The sequence below is a fragment of the Dactylosporangium sp. CS-033363 genome (assembly GCF_050942475.1).
Classification (GTDB): Bacteria; Actinomycetota; Actinomycetes; order Mycobacteriales; family Micromonosporaceae; genus Dactylosporangium.
The window spans coordinates 10,976,444-10,993,755 of the sequence record NZ_CP192032.1 but is presented as its reverse complement, the minus strand read 5'-3'; the positions used below and the strand labels follow the sequence as shown (position 1 = coordinate 10,993,755).

General features: G+C 72.1%; 17 protein-coding genes. 12 read left to right on the top strand and 5 right to left on the bottom strand.

Annotation, left to right across the window (positions count from 1 at the left end; translation table 11 throughout):
• Positions 1-11 precede the first annotated feature (11 nt).
• Genes ACQPZ4_RS50825 through ACQPZ4_RS50810 form a run of 4 tightly spaced genes read right to left on the bottom strand, consistent with a single transcriptional unit; the run spans position 12 to position 4,772 of the window.
• Positions 12-872: a fructosamine kinase family protein gene (locus ACQPZ4_RS50825; RefSeq protein WP_433054023.1), complete on the bottom strand. Its 861-nt coding sequence runs from the start codon at positions 870-872 to the stop codon at positions 12-14.
• Positions 873-1,316 (bottom strand): hypothetical protein, encoded by a 444-nt coding sequence (locus tag ACQPZ4_RS50820; RefSeq protein WP_433054020.1) that lies wholly within the window; start codon positions 1,314-1,316, stop codon positions 873-875.
• Positions 1,288-2,946 (bottom strand): GTPase, encoded by a 1,659-nt coding sequence (locus ACQPZ4_RS50815; RefSeq protein WP_433054017.1) that lies wholly within the window; start codon positions 2,944-2,946, stop codon positions 1,288-1,290. Before ACQPZ4_RS50815 ends, ACQPZ4_RS50820 begins: the two co-directional genes overlap by 29 nt.
• A complete protein-coding gene (locus ACQPZ4_RS50810) occupies positions 2,943-4,772 on the bottom strand; it encodes an ABC transporter (protein ID WP_433054014.1) in 1,830 nt (609 codons plus the stop codon). Before ACQPZ4_RS50810 ends, ACQPZ4_RS50815 begins: the two co-directional genes overlap by 4 nt.
• 212 nt (positions 4,773-4,984) lie before the next feature.
• Between ACQPZ4_RS50810 and dnaK the strand changes: the two genes are divergently transcribed.
• From dnaK to ACQPZ4_RS50755, 11 genes are all read left to right on the top strand, one after another.
• Positions 4,985-6,862 carry a molecular chaperone DnaK gene (gene dnaK, locus ACQPZ4_RS50805; RefSeq protein WP_433054011.1) on the top strand — a complete coding sequence of 626 codons (1,878 nt, stop codon included), beginning with the start codon at positions 4,985-4,987 and terminating at the stop codon, positions 6,860-6,862.
• Entirely contained in the window at positions 6,859-7,527 is a 669-nt protein-coding gene (gene grpE / locus ACQPZ4_RS50800) for a nucleotide exchange factor GrpE (RefSeq protein WP_433054007.1), read from the top strand. The genes dnaK and grpE overlap by 4 nt, the downstream gene beginning before the upstream one ends.
• A gap of 25 nt (positions 7,528-7,552) precedes the next feature.
• Positions 7,553-8,779, top strand: a complete 1,227-nt coding sequence (gene dnaJ / locus ACQPZ4_RS50795) for a molecular chaperone DnaJ (RefSeq protein ID WP_433054004.1) — start codon at positions 7,553-7,555, stop codon at positions 8,777-8,779.
• Positions 8,766-9,218, top strand: coding sequence for a heat shock protein transcriptional repressor HspR (locus ACQPZ4_RS50790; RefSeq protein WP_433054001.1), 453 nt, complete (start codon positions 8,766-8,768; stop codon positions 9,216-9,218). Before dnaJ ends, ACQPZ4_RS50790 begins: the two co-directional genes overlap by 14 nt.
• 282 nt (positions 9,219-9,500) lie before the next feature.
• Positions 9,501-9,932, top strand: a complete 432-nt coding sequence (locus ACQPZ4_RS50785) for a hypothetical protein (RefSeq protein ID WP_433053998.1) — start codon at positions 9,501-9,503, stop codon at positions 9,930-9,932.
• A 47-nt stretch (positions 9,933-9,979) separates the two neighbouring features.
• Positions 9,980-10,552 (top strand): DUF1707 SHOCT-like domain-containing protein, encoded by a 573-nt coding sequence (locus ACQPZ4_RS50780; RefSeq protein ID WP_433053995.1) that lies wholly within the window; start codon positions 9,980-9,982, stop codon positions 10,550-10,552.
• Positions 10,549-11,697 (top strand): hypothetical protein, encoded by a 1,149-nt coding sequence (locus ACQPZ4_RS50775; protein WP_433053992.1) that lies wholly within the window; start codon positions 10,549-10,551, stop codon positions 11,695-11,697. The genes ACQPZ4_RS50780 and ACQPZ4_RS50775 overlap by 4 nt, the downstream gene beginning before the upstream one ends.
• A gap of 103 nt (positions 11,698-11,800) precedes the next feature.
• Positions 11,801-14,395, top strand: coding sequence for an ATP-dependent chaperone ClpB (gene clpB, locus ACQPZ4_RS50770; protein WP_433053989.1), 2,595 nt, complete (start codon positions 11,801-11,803; stop codon positions 14,393-14,395).
• 25 nt (positions 14,396-14,420) lie between these two features.
• The gene (locus tag ACQPZ4_RS50765; protein WP_433053986.1) at positions 14,421-14,786 is read left to right on the top strand and encodes a hypothetical protein; all 366 of its coding nucleotides are present in this window, start codon (positions 14,421-14,423) and stop codon (positions 14,784-14,786) included.
• Between the two features lie 52 nt (positions 14,787-14,838).
• Positions 14,839-15,513: a hypothetical protein gene (locus ACQPZ4_RS50760; RefSeq protein ID WP_433053983.1), complete on the top strand. Its 675-nt coding sequence runs from the start codon at positions 14,839-14,841 to the stop codon at positions 15,511-15,513.
• A 56-nt stretch (positions 15,514-15,569) separates the two neighbouring features.
• Positions 15,570-16,349, top strand: a complete 780-nt coding sequence (locus tag ACQPZ4_RS50755) for an SDR family NAD(P)-dependent oxidoreductase (protein WP_433053980.1) — start codon at positions 15,570-15,572, stop codon at positions 16,347-16,349.
• Positions 16,350-16,622: 273 nt separating this feature from the next.
• Here the strand turns inward: ACQPZ4_RS50755 and ACQPZ4_RS50750 are convergent, their stop codons facing one another.
• Complete coding sequence (locus tag ACQPZ4_RS50750; protein WP_433053977.1) at positions 16,623-16,745, bottom strand: hypothetical protein; 123 nt, start codon at positions 16,743-16,745, stop codon at positions 16,623-16,625.
• Between ACQPZ4_RS50750 and pyrE the strand changes: the two genes are divergently transcribed.
• Positions 16,744-17,286, top strand: a complete 543-nt coding sequence (pyrE, locus tag ACQPZ4_RS50745) for an orotate phosphoribosyltransferase (protein WP_433053974.1) — start codon at positions 16,744-16,746, stop codon at positions 17,284-17,286. The two genes, ACQPZ4_RS50750 and pyrE, sit on opposite strands and share 2 nt — an antisense overlap.
• Positions 17,287-17,312: the final 26 nt, after the last annotated feature.

The following is a 17,312-nucleotide window of genomic DNA, read 5'->3' as shown; positions in this document are numbered from 1 at the left end:
CGGTACCCGGTTCACAGCGCGCGAAGCAGTGCCCGAACGGAGTCCCGGTAGGCGGCCCCGAAGAGCGCGGTGTGGACCAGCATGAGGTACAGGCGATGCAGTGGTATTCGCTCCTGCCAGCCGTCGGCGAGGGGCCAGGCCTCCCGGTAGGCCGCGAGCAGGCGCTCGAGGTGCGGCACTCCGCCCCACAGGCCGAGCAGGGCCAGGTCGGTCTCGCGGTGCCCGCCGTGCGCGGCCGGGTCGACCAGCCAGCCCCGGCCCTGGTCGTCCCAGAGCACGTTGCCCGGCCACAGGTCGCCGTGGATGCGGCTGGGCGGCTCGTCCCCGCCGTAGTTGGCGATGCCGGCCATGACCCGCTCGACGTCGGCGAGATCGTCGGGGGTCAGCGCCTCGGTGGAGGCCTCGAGGAACGGGCGCAGCCGGTACTGCGCGAACCACTCGCCCCACGGCAGCGTCGACGGCTCGTTGGGCAGCGGCAGGGTGCCGATGTACCCGGGCCAGGGCGCCCCGAACGCGTCCGCGCCCGCCCGGTGCAGGCCGGCCAGCCCGCGCCCGAGCTCCTCGGCGCCGCGCACGGTGGGCTCGCCGTGGTCGATCCACTCCAGGGCCAGCAGGTCGGGCAGCTCGGCGATGATCTCGGGGACCGGTGCCGCCCCGGCCGCGCGCAGCCAGCGCAGGCCCGCGGCCTCGGCGGCGAAGAAGCCCTCCGGCGGGTCGGCCAGGGACTTGGCGAAGAGCGAGCCGCCGTCGTCGAGGGTGAGCCGCTGGGCGGTGCAGATCGAGCCGCCCGGCACCGGCGTCTCGCGGATGCGCTGGTGCTTGATGAAGACGGGCAGCTGCGCCGGGTGGTCGCGGAGGTACTGGAGGTCCATCTAGTCCGACTCTTCCAGAAGATGGGTCGCGGCGAGTGCGGGTGGGAGTACGGCTCCGCCGATCAGGCTCAGGAGGCTCAGGACCCGGTCGGCCGTGCCCATGTGCCCGGCGTGCAGAGCGTGGTAGCCGAAGTGCAGCGTTCCGAAGACGGCGGTGGCGATCCCGGCCAGCCAGCTGACGGCGGGCTTGTCGGCGATCGCCGCGCCCGCGAAGAGGACGGCGAGGGTGAGCATGGTGGCGCCGAGGTCGACGGTGAGGTGCTGGTTGAACGGAGGGTACGACGCCGTCCAGTGCAGCCCGAAGCCGGGGAAGGTGCGGAAGAAGTGGTGCGGGGCGGCGACCGCCCACCCGCCCCAGACCAGGTTGACCAGGGCCAGGGCGGCGAAGCCGAGCCGCCGGACGGGACGGGCGAGCTTACGCGGCAGCGGCGGCGAGGGCTTCACGCGCGTCATCGTACGAGCGCAGCACCTCCTCCACCGGCGCCACGATGTGGGTCCGCGCGACCCCGCCGATCGCGTTGCGCAGCCGCCGCTCGGCCCGGGCGCGGGCGCGGCGGGCGGCGAGGGCGACGAAGGGCCGCACCACGATCGCGAGCAGCAGCCCGAAGAGCAGGCCGCCGCCGAGCAGCAGGGTGGCCAGCGGGATCCCGGAGCCGACCGTCGGGCCGGTCACGTTGGGCAGGCCCAGCAGCGCGAACACCGCCCGCACGCCGAGCCAGACCAGGCCGGCCAGCGCGGCCGCGGCGCCGAGCCACTGCAGGCCGCCGATCAGGCTCCACCAGAACGGCTTGCGGGCCAGGCCGAGGTCGGCGGAGGCGAGGGCGACGTCCAGCGCGTCGGGCACGTCGTCGACCCGCGAGCGGGACGCCGCGGTGATGGCGCCCGGCCACGGCTCCGGCAGCCCCTCGGACGCCTTGGCCGCGACTTCGCGGGCGGCCAGGGTGACGGCGGCCTTCTGGGCCGCGCTGGACTCGGGTAGCGAGCTGGCCTCGGGCCGCTCGACCGGGCCGGCCTCCAGGTGCAGCCGCTTGAGCGGGTCGGGGCGCAGCCGGCGGGCCCAGCGCAGCAGCGGCCAGCCCAGCGACGCGGTGGCCCGGTGCCGGTAGGTGCGCTCGGTCGCCGCGGCCACGATCGGGGCCCCGGCCGCCTCGGCGAGCGCGGCGGAGAGCCGGTCGACGGCCGGCTGCGGTACCCCCGCCGAGACCTTCGACCCGGCCACGACCAGCGGCTGCAGGGCGGCGACCGCGTCGGTGACGTCGCCGTTGAGGCGCAGCAGCGCGGCCTGCCGGTCGGCGACCGTGCGCTCCAGCGCGACCCGCAGCTGGCCCAGGCCGGGCTGGCCCTTGGCCGAGGTGGCGAACGCGGGTACCCCGCCCAGGCCGTCCTCGTCGAGCAGCCGGCGCAGGTCGGCCAGCAGCCGCTCGCCGTCGGCCCGGTTGAGCCGGTCGGCCTGGTTGAGCACGACCACGGTGACGTCGCGGTGCCGCTGGAACTGGGCCAGGTACTGCTGGTGCACCAGCCGGTCCGCGTACTTCTGCGGGTCGAGCACCCAGACCACCAGGTCCACCAGGCGCAGGAGCCGGTCGACCTCGAGCCGGTGGCGGGCCTCGACCGAGTCGAAGTCGGGCAGGTCGAGCAGCACCAGCCCGCGCAGCGCGGCCTGGTCGTCGCCGTCGAGCGCGCTCTCGCGGGTGAACCGGCGGTTCGGCGGCACGCCCAGCCAGTCGAGCAGCGGGGCGGCCCCTTCCTGCCCCCACACGCAGGCGTGGGCGACGCCGGTGGTCGGCCGGCGCACCCCGACCCGGGACAGCTGGAACCCGGAGACCGCGTTGAACAGGCTGGACTTCCCGCTGCCGGTGGCCCCGGCCAGCGCGACGACGGTGTGGGCCCGGGACAGCCGCAGCCGCTCGCCGGACCGGTCGATCACCGTGCGGGCGTTGACCAGCTGGTCCTCGGGCACGTGGCCCTCGGCCGCGGCGACGAACCGGTGCAGCGCGTCGACCCGCGTGACCAGCCGGTCGGCGTTCACCTGCTGCCGCGGAATCATCTGCTTGACGCGCTCCACCAGGCTCATGTGCGATCGACCTCCGGCCGGGCGTGGTGGATGGCGGTGCTCAGCGAGCGCAGCCGCGGTGACAGTTCCTCGTCCACGCCCGCGCCGGTCAGGGCGCTGCGGAACCGGTCGGACTCGGCCGCGAACAGGTCCGCGACCCGCTCGCCGAGATTCTGCCGGGCCCGCTCGGCCAGCGTGCGCACGGCCTGGTCGCCGAAGATCGCCTCCAGCACCTTCTGGGCCGCGATGGTCGTACCGCCCGCCACCGCGATCTCGGCCCCGGTCGGGATGAACGCGGTCGCGGCGAAGACGCTCACCATGACCAGCAGGCCGGTCGCGTTCACGGCGTAGGCGCTGGCCTTGGCGACCACGCGCTTGTCCCCCGCCTCGGTGCGCACCAGGTCGAGCACCGAGCGCTGCCAGTCGCGCACCAGCCGGTCGATCCGCTCGTCGATGTCCTCGGACGGGCGCACCAGCCCCGGCGCGGCCTCCAGCAGCGCGGCCCCGGCCGGGTGGGCCTTCCACGCCGTCCCGGCCCGCTCGGCGGCGTCGGTCGCGGCCGCCTTGAGCAGCACGGCCAGGCCCGAGCCGAGGGCCTCCTGGAACTGCTCGCCCGGGGCCGGCCGCCCGGTGATCGCGGCGATCGCCCGGTCGCGCAGCTTGCCCACGCGGGCCTGCAGGGCGCGCATGATGTCGCCGGTCCCGACCAGCTCCTGCCAGCGGGCCAGCACCTCGCCGCGCAGCAGTGCCCCGTCGTGGATGCCGTGCTCGACCGACTCGGTGGCGGCGCGGTAGGCCACGTGCACCGCCTCGCGCAGCGTGCCGGCCGCGGCGACCTGGTCCTCGGCCGCGGCGGCGAGGATCACCACGTCGACCGTGAGGGCGTCGATGGCGCCGCCGACCGTCTGGCGCACCACCGCGGCGCGGGCCTCGGCGTCGCGGGCCAGCCGGCCCAGCCACTCCTGCAGCTGGCCGATCTGCGCCTCGCCGAGCAGGCCCTGGCTGTCCAGGCGGGTCTCGGGGAGCACGAAGAGCGGTACCCCGCCCAGGTTGTGCTCCTCCAGCATCTGCGTCAGGTGCGGGGCGATCTCCCCCGCCGCCCCGCCGCCGGGCACCCGGTCGAGCACCAGGGCGACCGCGGTGCCCCGGTTGCGCGCGGTGTGCAGCAGGTTCCAGGGCACGGCGTCGGCGTAGCGGGCCGCCGTGGTGACGAAGAGCCACAGGTCGGCCGCGGCCAGCAGCTGGCCGGCGAGCTGGCGGTTGGCGTCGACGACCGAGTCGATGTCGGGCGCGTCCAGCAGGGCCAGGCCGGGGGTCAACGCCTGCGCCGAGACGACCTGGAGCGAGCGCGGGTCGCCGCTCGGGCCGCTGGTACGGGAGAGCGACGGCAGCAGGTTGGCCCGCGAGAACCAGGACATGTCGGCCGGGTGGCAGACCAGCACGGGGGCGCGGGTGGTCGGGCGCAGCACCCCGGCCGGGCTGATCGGGGTCCGGACCAGGCTGTTGACCAGCGTGGACTTGCCGGCCCCGGTGGAGCCGCCGACGACCACGAGCAGCGGGGCGTCGAGCCGCTCCAGCCGCGGCAGCAGGTAGTCGTCGAGCTGGGCGACCATGCCGGCGGCCACCGTGCCCGCCCGCTCGGCGCTGGGCAGCGGCAGGGCGAACCTGGTCGCGCGCACGGTGTCGCGCAGCTCGACCAGACGCTCCTGCAGGGAGTCGCCTTGGGTGTCGTCTGCGTCACGCGGGCGCGGTGGACGACCGGACGATGGGTCATCCGACGAAGGGGTCGGGCCCGTCGACCGGGCGGACACCGACTCGCCCTGTGTGGTCACGGGTAAATCGTCCATGATGCGGCTCGTCAGCGCCATGCAATGGACGCCCGCATCGATGCCATGAAGCGCAATCACATTCCGGGAATCACCCGGAGCCGTCCGTAGTTGCGTCTAGCAGACTCAAGGTTCCACTTGACGATCGAGCATCGCGTGGCACTATTGAGTGACAGTCACTCAACTTCGCAGCCGGCGGATCACGTCGACTGCCGCATGGAGGTCAAGCAGCTATGGCACGTGCGGTCGGCATCGACCTAGGAACCACCAACTCGGTGGTCAGTGTCCTGGAGGGCGGCGAGCCCAGCGTCATCGCCAACGCCGAAGGTGCGCGCACGACGCCCTCCATCGTCGCCTTCGCCCGCAACGGCGAGGTGCTCGTCGGTGAGGTCGCCAAGCGCCAGGCCGTCACCAACCCGGACCGGACCATCCGCTCCGTCAAGCGTGAGATGGGCACCAACTGGGCCATCGACATCGACGGCAAGAAGTACACCCCGCAGGAGATCTCCGCGCGGGTGCTCATGAAGCTCAAGCGCGACGCCGAGGCCTACCTGGGCGAGCAGATCACCGACGCGGTCATCACCGTGCCGGCATACTTCAACGACTCCCAGCGGACCGCCACCAAGGAGGCCGGCGAGATCGCCGGGTTCAACGTGCTGCGGATCGTCAACGAGCCCACCGCCGCGGCCCTGGCCTACGGCCTGGACAAGGGCCCGAAGGAGCAGACCGTCCTGGTCTTCGACCTCGGCGGCGGCACCTTCGACGTCTCCGTCCTGGAGCTCGCCGAGGGCGTCGTGGAGGTCAAGTCGACCTCCGGCGACAACCACCTCGGCGGCGACGACTGGGACGAGCGGGTCATCGACCACCTGGTCAAGACCTTCCGGGGCCAGCACGGCATCGACCTGTCGGCCGACAAGATGGCCATGCAGCGACTGCGCGAGGCGGCCGAGAAGGCCAAGATCGAGCTGTCCGCGGCCACCACGACGTCGATCAACCTGCCCTACATCACCGCCGGCCCCGACGGCCCGCTGCACCTGGACACCCAGCTGTCGCGCGCCGAGTTCCAGCGGATGACGCAGGACCTGCTCGACCGGACCAAGGTGCCGTTCGAGTCGGCGATCAAGGACGCCGGCATCAACGTCAACAAGCTCGACCACGTCATCCTCGTCGGCGGTTCGACCCGTATGCCGGCCGTGACGGAACTGGTCAAGCAGCTCACCGGCCGCGACCCGAACAAGGGCGTGAACCCGGACGAGGTCGTCGCCGTCGGCGCCGCCCTGCAGGCCGGCGTGCTCAAGGGCGAGGTCAAGGACGTCCTGCTGCTCGATGTCACCCCGCTCTCGCTGGGCATCGAGACCAAGGGCGGCATCATGCACAAGCTGGTCGAGCGCAACACGACCATCCCGACCAAGCGCTCCGAGGTCTACACGACCGCGGATGACAACCAGCCCTCCGTGCTCATCCAGGTCTTCCAGGGCGAGCGGGAGATGGCGGCGTACAACAAGCGCCTCGGAACCTTCGAGCTGACCGGCATCCCGCCGGCGCCGCGCGGCGTGCCGCAGATCGAGGTCACCTTCGACATCGACGCCAACGGCATCGTGCACGTGTCCGCCAAGGACCTGGGCACGGGCAAGGAGCAGTCGATGACGATCACCGGCGGCTCGGCGCTGCCGAAGGACGACATCGAGCGGATGATGCGCGACGCGCAGGACCACGCGGACGAGGACAAGCGCCGCCGCGAGGAGGCCGAGACCCGCAACCTGGCCGAGGCCCTGCAGTGGCAGACCGAGAAGTTCCTGGCCGAGAGCGGCGACAAGATCCCGGCCGAGGCCAAGGACCAGATGAACGAGGCCCTCGGCGACCTGCGCAGCGCGCTCGGCGGCAACGACACCGAGCGGATCAAGGCGGCCCACGAGAAGCTGGCCCAGGTCTCGCAGCAGGCCGGCAGCGCGCTGTACGAGCAGCAGCGCCAGCAGGCCGCGGGTGACGCGGCCGGCGCCACGGGCGGCGCGACCGGCGGTCCGGGTGCCACGGGCGGCGCCCAGCCCGGCGGCAACGGCCCCGAGGACGTCGTCGACGCCGAGATCATCGACGAGGACAACAAGAAGTGACGGATGCCAAAGAGCCGGCCGCGCCGGAGGCGCCCGAGGCCGACGCCGTCACGGTCGACGAGACCGTGACGGCGGGGGCCGCGGGGGAGCCGGAGGAGGAGAAGCCGGTGGAGGGCGAGATCGTGGACGAGGAGTTCACGGTGCACGCTCCACAGCACAGTGCTGAAGAGGACGCACCGAACCAGGCCGCCGCGCAGGGCACCACCGACGACGCGCACCAGCACGGGCTGGGCGCGGAGCTGGCCGCCCTGCGCACCGAGCTCGACGAGCGCACGCGGGACCTGCAGCGGGTCACCGCGGAATACGCCAACTACCGCAAGCGGGTCGACCGCGACCGGGCGCTGGTGGTCGAGCAGGCCAGCGCCAACGTGCTCGGCGCCCTGCTGCCGATCCTCGACGACCTGGACCGGGCGCGCGACCACGGCGACCTGGTCGGGCCGTTCGGAACGGTGGCCGAGCAGCTCATCGCCGCGCTGACCAAGTTCGGGCTGACCGTCTTCGGGGCCAAGGGCGACCCGTTCGACCCGACCCGCCACGAGGCGGTGGCCCATCTGACCTCGGCCGAGGTGACCGAGCCGACCTGCATCGACGTGATGCGGCGGGGCTACCTCCTCGGCGAGCGGCTACTGCGTCCGGCGCTGGTCGCAGTCGCCGACCCGGAGTAGACGAACGCCTGGAGGAGGTGGCGCAATGAGTTCGAAGGACTGGTTGGAAAAGGATTTCTACGCGGTTCTGGGCGTCACCAAGTCCGCTCCCACCGACGAGATCAAGAAGGCGTACCGCAAGCTCGCGCGTGAGCTGCACCCCGACCGCAACCCGAACAACGCGGCGGCCGAGGAGCGGTTCAAGGCGGTGTCGGAGGCGTATGACGTGCTCTCCGACCCGGCTCGGCGCAAGGAATACGACGAGATGCGGTCGCTGTTCGGCGCGGGCCAGTTCCGCCGCAACGCCCGGGCCGGTGGCCCGGCGGGCGCGGGCGGCCCCGGGTTCGACTTCACCGACCTGTTCGGCAACGCCGGGACCGCCGCGGGCGGACCGGCGGGGCCGGGCGGCGGTGACCGGCGCTTCGGCGGCGCCGGTTTCTCGGACCTGTTCAGCTCGATCTTCTCGGGAGGCGGGGCTCAACCGGCCACAGGCCGGCGCAGCCGGGGGCGGGATGTCGAAACCGAGGTCGTGCTCAACTTCGCCGACGCGGTGCAGGGGGCGACGCTGCCCATCACCCTGCGCACGCCAGGCACCTGCGAGACCTGCCACGGCAACGGCGCGGCGCCCGGCACGTCCCCGCGGACGTGCCCGAAGTGCCGCGGCATGGGGGTCGTGAGCAGCAACCAGGGCTCGTTCAGCTTCACCGAGCCCTGCCGCGAGTGCCAGGGCGTGGGCACCATCGTCGACGAGAAGTGCCCGGAGTGCCACGGGACCGGCGGGGTCACCAAGACCCGCACGATCAACGTGCGCATCCCGGCCGGTGTGGCCGACGGTCAGCGCATCCGGCTGGCCGGCCGCGGCGAGCCGGGCAGCCGGGGCGGTTCGCCCGGCGACCTGTTCGTGCTCATCAAGGTCCGGCCCGACCCGGTCTTCGGCCGGTCCGGCGACGACCTGACGCTGACGGTGCCGGTGACGTTCGCGGAGGCGGCTCTCGGGGCCGACCTGCGCGTGCCGACGCTCGACTCGACCGTGACGCTGCGGGTGCCCCCGGGCACGCCGAGCGGGCGGACGCTGCGGGTGCGCGGCAAGGGCGTCGCCCGGCGCGACGGCAACGTCGGTGACCTGCTGGTCACGATCGACGTCCACGTGCCGGCCGAGCTGTCCGAGAAGGCGCGGCAGGCTCTGTCCGACTATGCGGCTGCGGCGCCGCCGGCTCCTCGCGAGCGGCTCGACGCGATCGCACGGGAGCGCAGCAGTTATGAACAACGATGACGAGACCACCGAGCACGCGGTCTTCATCAGCTTCGAGGCGGTCTCCGACGCCAAGGTCCTGATCATCTCGATCGCGGCCCGCCTGGCCGGGATGCACCCGCAGACCCTGCGGCAGTACGACCGCATGGGTCTGGTGCAGCCCGGCCGGACGGCCGGCGGCGGGCGCCGCTACAGCGAGCGCGACGTCGCCCTGCTGCGCGAGGTGCAGCGCCTCAGCCAGGAGGAGGGCGTCAACCTCGCCGGCATCAAGCGGATCATCGAGCTGGAGGGCATGGTGGGCGACCTGCGGCAGCGGGTGGCCGACCTGGAGGCCGAGCTCGTCCGGACGCGGCACCGGCTGGCCCAGATCGAGGCGGCGGGCTTCCCGCGGCGCGATCTGGTCCCGTCCAACCAGCACCAGACCGCACTCGTCGTATGGCGGCCGGTCAAGAACTCCTGACCGACGTTTGGACCCGGCGGACCGCGGGCACCACATCGTCAGGGAATGGTGCGGCTCGTTCCGGAGGCTGACCGGAGCGGTCCTGCGCAAGGGGTGTGGTCACCTCGAGGGGCGTCTCGCATTTTGCGGGGCGCCCCTCGTTTTTGCTCCCCCATGGGCTGACAAATCCATCTATATGGGGGTGCACCGACGGTGAGCGCGCAATCGGGCTCTTCCCATGTCGCCTGATGGCGGGCTAAGTTGTCGCCAAACCAGGACCCCGGCGGGCCATGGGAGCTGACGGTGAGCGTGACACAGGCCGGATTCCGGGGTTTCGAGAACCCCGTGGACCCTACCGCAGCTGAACTGCGCGCGTGGGCCTATCACCCCGACGCATCGCTGCTGTCGACGATGCCCCCCGACTGGGATCTGCTGGTGGCCGGCGACCGGCTGATCGGCACCCTGTTCGAGCTGGCGATGGACCCGGCCTGCCCGGCGCGCCGGTTCGCGCTGCATTGTCTGTACATCTACGCCGCCGACGGCATCCGCACGCACTTCCGGGCCCACCCCAAGCGCCGGCTCAAGAAGTTCACCGAGCAGGCCGAGGACCAGGGCGACGAGCTGCTCACCGCCTGGGCGCACAACGTCCGGATGCTGCTGGCCCGGCCCGACCTGTTCGACTACCACGACTGGTGTGAGGGCGGCCTGGTCCGCCAGCCCCGCCGGATCAGCTGAACGACTCGCGGATGTCTTTGGCCGCCGCCGGGGATTAGAGTGTCGGCGTGAGCACGGACCGGCCGGACATGCGCATCTCCGACGCCGAGCGTGAGCTCGTGGTCGCCCAGCTCAACTCGGCGGTGGCCGAGGGCCGGCTGACGTTGGCGGAGTTCGAGGAGCGCGTCGACGGCGTGCTTCGCTCCCGCACGTTCGGCGAGATCGAGCCCTACGTCGGGGATCTGCCGCAGAAGGGCCCGATCGCCGCCCCCGACCAGCTGGAGATCCGCAACCGCGCATCCAGCCTCAAGCGGGTCGGCCGCTGGACGGTGCCCCGGCTGCTGCTCATCAGCACCCGGGCCGGCTCGGTCAAGCTCGACTTCACCGAGGCCCAGTTCACCAGCCAGCTCGTCGAGGTGCGGCTCGAGGCCCGGTCCAGCTCCATCGACCTGGTGCTGCCCCGCGGCGCGACCGCCGACATCGACAGCATCGCCCCGCACTCCAGCTCCCTGAAGCAGAAGGTGCCCGCCGCCTACGACGCCGCGGCCGGCTCCGGGATCGTGTTCCGCATCGGCGGCGAGGTGCGCAGCAGCAGCGTCCGCGTCCGCTACCAACGCAGGTTCTTGCGCTGGCGCTGGTGAAACGGCGCCCGGTTCTGGCCGTCGCACTCGCCGCCGCACTGGTCGCGACGCTGAGCGCGGGCTCATGCGCGCCGAGCAGCACGGCCGAGCCGGAGAAGCCCCCGGCCGACGACGTCTCCTACGAGGACGTGCCCACCGCCTACCCCAGCGCCAACCCGCTCGACCGGCAGAACGTCGTGCCGGTCCCGAAGGGCACCTCGCCCCGCGGGGTCGAGTTCGCCGACGGCGGCACCGGATACGCCCTGTTCACGTCGTGTGTGGCGGGCGGCGCGTGCAAGGCCGGGCTGGTGCTCACCCTCGACGGCGGCTACAGCTGGGTCGAGCGCAAGCTGCCCTTCGACGACGCGATCGACGTCGACATGCGCCTCGGCCGCGGCAACGTGCTGATCATCAAGGCCGCCCCCGACGGGTACTTCGTCTCCCGCGACACCGGCCGCACGTTCCAGCGCCGCCCCCTCGACCCGCCGCCGGTCGAGCTCAACCTGGCCGACCCGCAGTACTCCGTCGGCTGCCAGGACGCGCGCACCAACACCTGCGCCGACGCCCAGCCGTGGGTGGTGGGCGACGACGGCAACCGCACCCCGCTGCCCACCCGCCCGGCCGGCCAGCACGAGTGGACCGGCCTGGCCGCGGCCGCCGACGGCACGCTCTGGCTGACCGCCCGCGGGCCCGCCGCGGCCGGCGCCTCGCCCGCCGGCGGCACCGCGATCAGCGTCTGGAGCAGCGGCGACCGGGGCCGCACCTGGAAGGCGCAGGGCAGCGCGACGGCGCCCCAGCCCAGCGCCACCGTCCGGCCCGTGGTCTCGCCCGACGGGGCCGACGTGTGGCTGGTCGGGCCGCAGTACGCGGCGCACCGCTCGGGCTCCGGCTGGGTCGAGTCGACCGCGATGCGGGAGGTCTCCCAGGTCTTCAACGCCGAGGTGCTGCCCGGCGGCAAGCTGCTCGTGGCCAGTGGGCAGGGCGTCTGGCTCGTCGACGAGCAGCAGCGGGTCCGCGACCCCGGCGCCCGGCTGATCTTCCAGCTGCGGCGCCTGGATGCCGACACGATTCTCGGTTACCCCGCACAGCTCTCCGGCGACGTCTGGCTCTGCTCGGCCGGCGCGGACGGGTGTGACTGGGCGCACGTGGGTGTGTCGTCGCGGTAGTTGCGCGACGCTCGGCAATTCAGACTTGAGTGGAATAGACTCAACCTCGTGGGTGTCGTACCTCAAGAAGGACCACCTGGAACGAGGAGTCTGAGGCCAACCGATGAACGCCGAACGCCTGACCACCAAGAGTCGCGAGGTCATCAAGGCCGCCGTGGACGCGGCGAGCCAGCGCGGACACGCGACCGTTGAACCCTGGCACCTGCTCCTGGCGCTGCTGGACACGGGCGGGTCGACCGCCGCCGGGCTGCTGCGCGCCGTGGGTGCCAACCCCGCCGACGTGCGCCGCGCCGCCCTGCATGCCGTCGAGCGGCTGCCCAGCGCCCGCGGTTCGAGCGTCGTGGAGCCCAACGTCGCCCGCGAGTTCGCCAACGCCATCGCCGCCGCCGAGCAGATCGCCCGGCCCCTCGGCGACGAGTACACCTCGACCGAGCACCTGCTGGCCGGCCTGGCCCGCGTCGGCGGCGCGGTCGCCACGCTGCTGAAGGACGCCGGGGCCACCGAGCAGACCCTGGTCGCCGCGTTCCCGCAGATCCGCGGGGGCGACCGCAAGGTGACCACGGCCGACCCGGAGCAGACCTTCCAGGCGCTGGAGAAGTACGGCGTCGACCTGACCCAGTCCGCCCGCGACGGCAAGATCGACCCGGTGATCGGCCGGGATGCCGAGATCCGGCGCGTGATTCAGGTGCTGTCGCGGCGTACCAAGAACAACCCCGTGCTCATCGGCGAGCCCGGCGTCGGCAAGACCGCGATCGTCGAGGGCCTGGCCCAGCGGATCGTGGCCGGCGACGTCCCGGAGTCCCTGCGCGACAAGCGGCTGGTGAGCCTGGACCTCGGCGCGATGGTGGCCGGCGCGCAGTACCGCGGCCAGTTCGAGGAGCGGCTCAAGTCCGTGCTGGAGGAGATCAAGGGCTCCAACGGGCAGGTCATCACGTTCCTCGACGAGCTGCACACGGTGGTCGGGGCCGGCAAGGGCGAGGGCTCGATGGACGCCGGCAACATGCTCAAGCCGATGCTGGCCCGCGGCGAGCTGCGCATGGTGGGCGCGACGACGCTGGACGAGTACCGCGAACACATCGAGAAGGACCCCGCGCTGGAGCGGCGCTTCCAGCCCGTCGTGGTCGGCGAGCCGTCGACCGAGGACACCATCGGCATCCTGCGCGGGCTCAAGGAGCGCTACGAGGTCCACCACGGCGTCCGGATCACCGACGCGGCCCTGGTCGCGGCGGCGGCGCTGTCGGACCGGTACATCACCGACCGCTTCCTGCCGGACAAGGCCATCGACCTCGTCGACGAGGCCGCGTCCCGGCTGCGCATGGAGATCGACTCGCGGCCGACCGAGGTGGACGAGGTCGAGCGCAGCGTGCGCCGGCTCGAGATCGAGGAGATGGCGCTGGCCAAGGAGCCGGACGCGGCCTCGGCCGAGCGGCTCTCCCGGCTGCGCGCCGAGCTCGCCGACAAGCGCGAGTCGCTGAGCGCGCTGACCGACCGCTGGCAGAACGAGAAGGCGCACATCCAGAAGATCTCCAACACCAAGGAGCAGCTGGAGCAGCTGCGCGGCGAGGCCGAGCGGGCCGAGCGCGACAACGACCTGGAGAAGGTCTCCGAGCTGCGCTACGCCGCGATCCCGGGCCTGCAGAAGGAGCTCGAGCAGGCCGAGCGCGAGCTCACCGCCCTGCAGTCGGCGGGCGCGATGCTCAAGGAGGAGGTCTCGGCCGACGACATCGCCGCCGTGGTCGCCGCCTGGACGGGCATCCCGGCCGGCCGGCTCATGGAGGGCGAGACGGCCAAGCTGCTGCGTATGGAGGAGTCGCTGCACAGCCGGGTGATCGGGCAGGACGAGGCGATCCAGGCCGTCTCCGACGCGGTGCGCCGCGCCCGGGCCGGCATCGCCGACCCCGACCGCCCGACCGGCAGCTTCCTGTTCCTGGGCCCGACCGGCGTCGGCAAGACCGAGCTGGCCAAGGCCCTGGCCGAGTTCCTCTTCGACGACGAGCGCGCCATGGTGCGCATCGACATGAGCGAGTACAGCGAGAAGCACACCGTCGCCCGGCTCGTCGGCGCCCCGCCCGGCTACGTCGGCTACGAGGAGGGCGGCCAGCTCACCGAGGCGGTGCGCCGCCGGCCGTACACCGTCGTGCTGCTGGACGAGGTCGAGAAGGCCCACCCGGACGTGTTCGACGTGCTGCTGGCCGTGCTCGACGACGGCCGGCTCACCGACGGGCAGGGCCGCACGGTCGACTTCCGCAACGCGATCCTGATCCTGACCTCGAACCTCGGCTCGGAGGTGCTCGCCGACGACCCGACGCTCAACCCGGAGCAGCGCCGCGACGCGGTCATCGCCGCCGTGCGGGGGCACTTCAAGCCGGAGTTCGTCAACCGGCTCGACGACATGGTCGTGTTCAACGCGTTGTCCCCGGCCGACCTGCGTGCCATCGTGGAGATTCAGCTCGATGCGCTGGGCCGGCGGCTGGCCCACCGGCGGCTCACGCTGGACGTCTCGGACCCGGCACGTGACTGGCTGGCCAGTCTTGGGTATGACTCCGTGTACGGCGCCCGCCCGCTGCGCCGCCAGATCCAGACGTCGATCGGTGACCAGCTCGCCAAGGCGCTCCTGGCCGGCGGGATCAGGGACGGGGACCGCGTGGTGGTCGACCTGTCCGACGACAAGAAGACGCTCACGGTGACCGCCGGCTAGTCCGACCTCGGGGAGGGTGCCGCACATGCTGTGGAAGAAGCAGGCGTACGACGAGGAGCTCAAACTCCTGGCCGCCGCTGACACGCTCGCATTCGGTGGCGTCGGCATCGCCGGCGCCCTCCTGCCGGCCACGAAGGCGTACTTCGCCGTCGAGGAGGCGCTGCGCCGGGACGGCCACGAGCTGCGGCCCCGGCTGGAGGCCCTGCTCGACAAGGCCACCCCGGCCGGCAAGGTCTACGCCGCCGAGCTACTCACCCACGCCGACGCGGCCGCCGGCCGCTCGGCCTGGGAGCGGCTGCGCGGGCAGAACGGCGAGGTCAAGACGTTCCAGGGCTGCATCATGGGCAGCACCACGGTGGCCCGCTACGCGGAAGAGCGGCTGCGGGATTAGCGCGGCATCGATACGGTGATTTCCAGACATTTCCTGGGAGGAGATCCGTTCGATGTCATTCGCAGTGCCACCTGCGGCCCGGGCCCGGCCCTCGACCGTCAGCCTCGCCTCGACGCTGCTGTTCGCGGCCGCCGGGCTGGAAGTGATCAGCGTTGTCCTCCAGCTCCTCTACGCCAACAAGATCGCCGACGGCACCAAGCGGGTCTACGAAGAGGCCGGCGTCCAGATGAGCTCGACCTCGGCGGTCGGGATCGGCTCGACGATCACCGTCATCTTCGGGTTCATCATCATCGTGGTCCTCGTGCTGCTCGGCTATCTCGTCGGCCGCGGCAACCAGGTCGCGCGGGTGCTGACCTGGGTGGTCGGCGGTCTGGCGCTGTGCTGCGGGGTGTTCGCCCTCGGCTCGGCGCTGTTCCAGTCGTCGCTGTGGGAAGCGGCCCGCAGCAGCAACTCGTCGCTGCCGACGTGGGACCGCTACAAGGAGATCGTGTACGCGGACGTCCCCGGCTGGTACGAGCCGGTGACCACGATCCTCGGCATCCTGCTGGTGATCGCGATCGCGCTGCCGATCGTCCTGCTCGCCCTGCCCTCCTCGCACCCGTACTTCCGCAAGGCCCAGCAGCAGTGGGAGCCCCCGGTGCCGGGCGCCGGCCCGGGTTACCCGCCGCCGCAGGACCCGCCGTTCCCGGGCTCCGGCCCCGGCGGGTACCCGCCGTCGAACGGCTGACCTTGTTCGCGAGGGGATCGGGGCGACCCGGTCCCCTCGTCGGTTAGCCTGCCGCGATGCCACCGACCGCTCTTGTCACCGGCGCCACCGCGGGCCTCGGCGCCGCGTTCGCGCGCGAGCTCGCCGCCGAGGGATACGGGCTCGTGCTCGTCGGCCGCCGCGAGGAGCGCCTGCGGGCCCTCGCCGCCGAACTGCCGGTGCCGGTCGAGCCGCTCGCCGCCGACCTGGCCACCGCCGCCGGCTGTGACGCCGTCGCGGCCCGGCTGTCCGCCGCGGACCGCCCGATCGACCTGCTCGTGAACAACGCCGGGCGGTCGCTCAACCGCTCCTTCCTGCGCTCCACGCCGGAGCTGGAGGAGGAGCTGCTGCGGCTCAACGTGCACGCCGTCATGCGCCTGACGCTGGCCGCGCTGCCCGGCATGGTCGAGCGGGGCCGGGGCGACATCGTCAACGTCTCGTCGGCGGCGGGCTTCGCGGCGCTGATGCCGGGCTCGACGTACCCGGCGAGCAAGGCCTGGGTCACCAGCTTCAGCGAGTCGCAGGCCCAGCTGGTGCACGGGACGGGCGTGCGGGTGCTGGCGCTCTGCCCGGGGTACACCCGGACCGAGTTTCATGACGCGGCCGGGATCGACACCTCGAACATGCCGGACTGGCTCTGGATGGACGCCGGCGCCGTGGTGCGGGCGGCGCTCAAAGACCTGCGGCGGGGCCGGATGCTCAGCGTGCCGGGCTGGAAGAACCGGCTCGGCGTGTTCGGGATGCGCCACGCGCCGCGCCGGCTGCTGCACCGCATCGCCCGGGACGCGCGGGGACGCATCGGGCATGAAGAGCGCTAACGCCCATCTCGGCACCGCCGGGCGTCGATATGTGCCTGAAGACAAGCATTGAATTTGCTGTGTATCGAACATGATTGTGATCACGTACGAACGGCTGATGGGCCGATTGGCAGCGCTCCCAGCGGCGTCTGGTTGGACGGGCCCCGTACGTTCGGGTGTTCGCGCTGGTCAGAGGCGTGCATCGAGCATTGCAACGATCTAATGAGAGCAAGATTCGGGTTCCTCGTCCGCTCATCGGGGGATCGTCATCCGCCGTCACGGGCGTCTCTCGTGTCACTCGCGGTGATCGCTGCGATCACCTTCGTATTCACCCTTGTCCCCTTGACGGCCATTAATTTCGGCGAGAGTGCGGGTCATCGATTCACCGCGCAGGTTTAGCGCGTACGCTTCGGACATGACCGACCGTGACGACCTGCTGAAACTCGTACGTGACCTCGCCGTGGTCAACGGACGAGTCACGCTGTCGTCCGGACAAGTTGCCGACTGGTACGTGGACCTCCGTCGTTTGACGCTGCACCATGCTGGTGCACCGTTGGTCGGCCGGGTGCTCCTCGATCTCGTCGACGACTGGGAGTTCGACGCCGTGGGAGGGCTGACCCTCGGCGCGGACCCGGTGGCCACCGCGATGCTGCATGCGGCGGCTGCCCGTGGGGGACGACCGCTCGACGCGTTCGTCGTCCGCAAGAGTGACAAGGCTCATGGTCTGCAACGCCGGGTTGAGGGGCCCGACGTCGCCGGCCGGCGCGTCCTCGCCGTCGAGGACACCTCCACTACAGGTGGAAGTGTGCTCACTGCGGTCGACGCGTTGCGAGAGGCGGGCGCCGATGTGGTGGGTTGCGCCGTTATCGTCGATAGAGGCGCGGAAAAGGCGGTTCGCGCCGCTGGGCTGAGCTATCGCTCAGCATTTTCGTTGGCCGACCTCGGCCGACAGGGCTGAAAAATTGTCGATTCGGACCTGCGGAT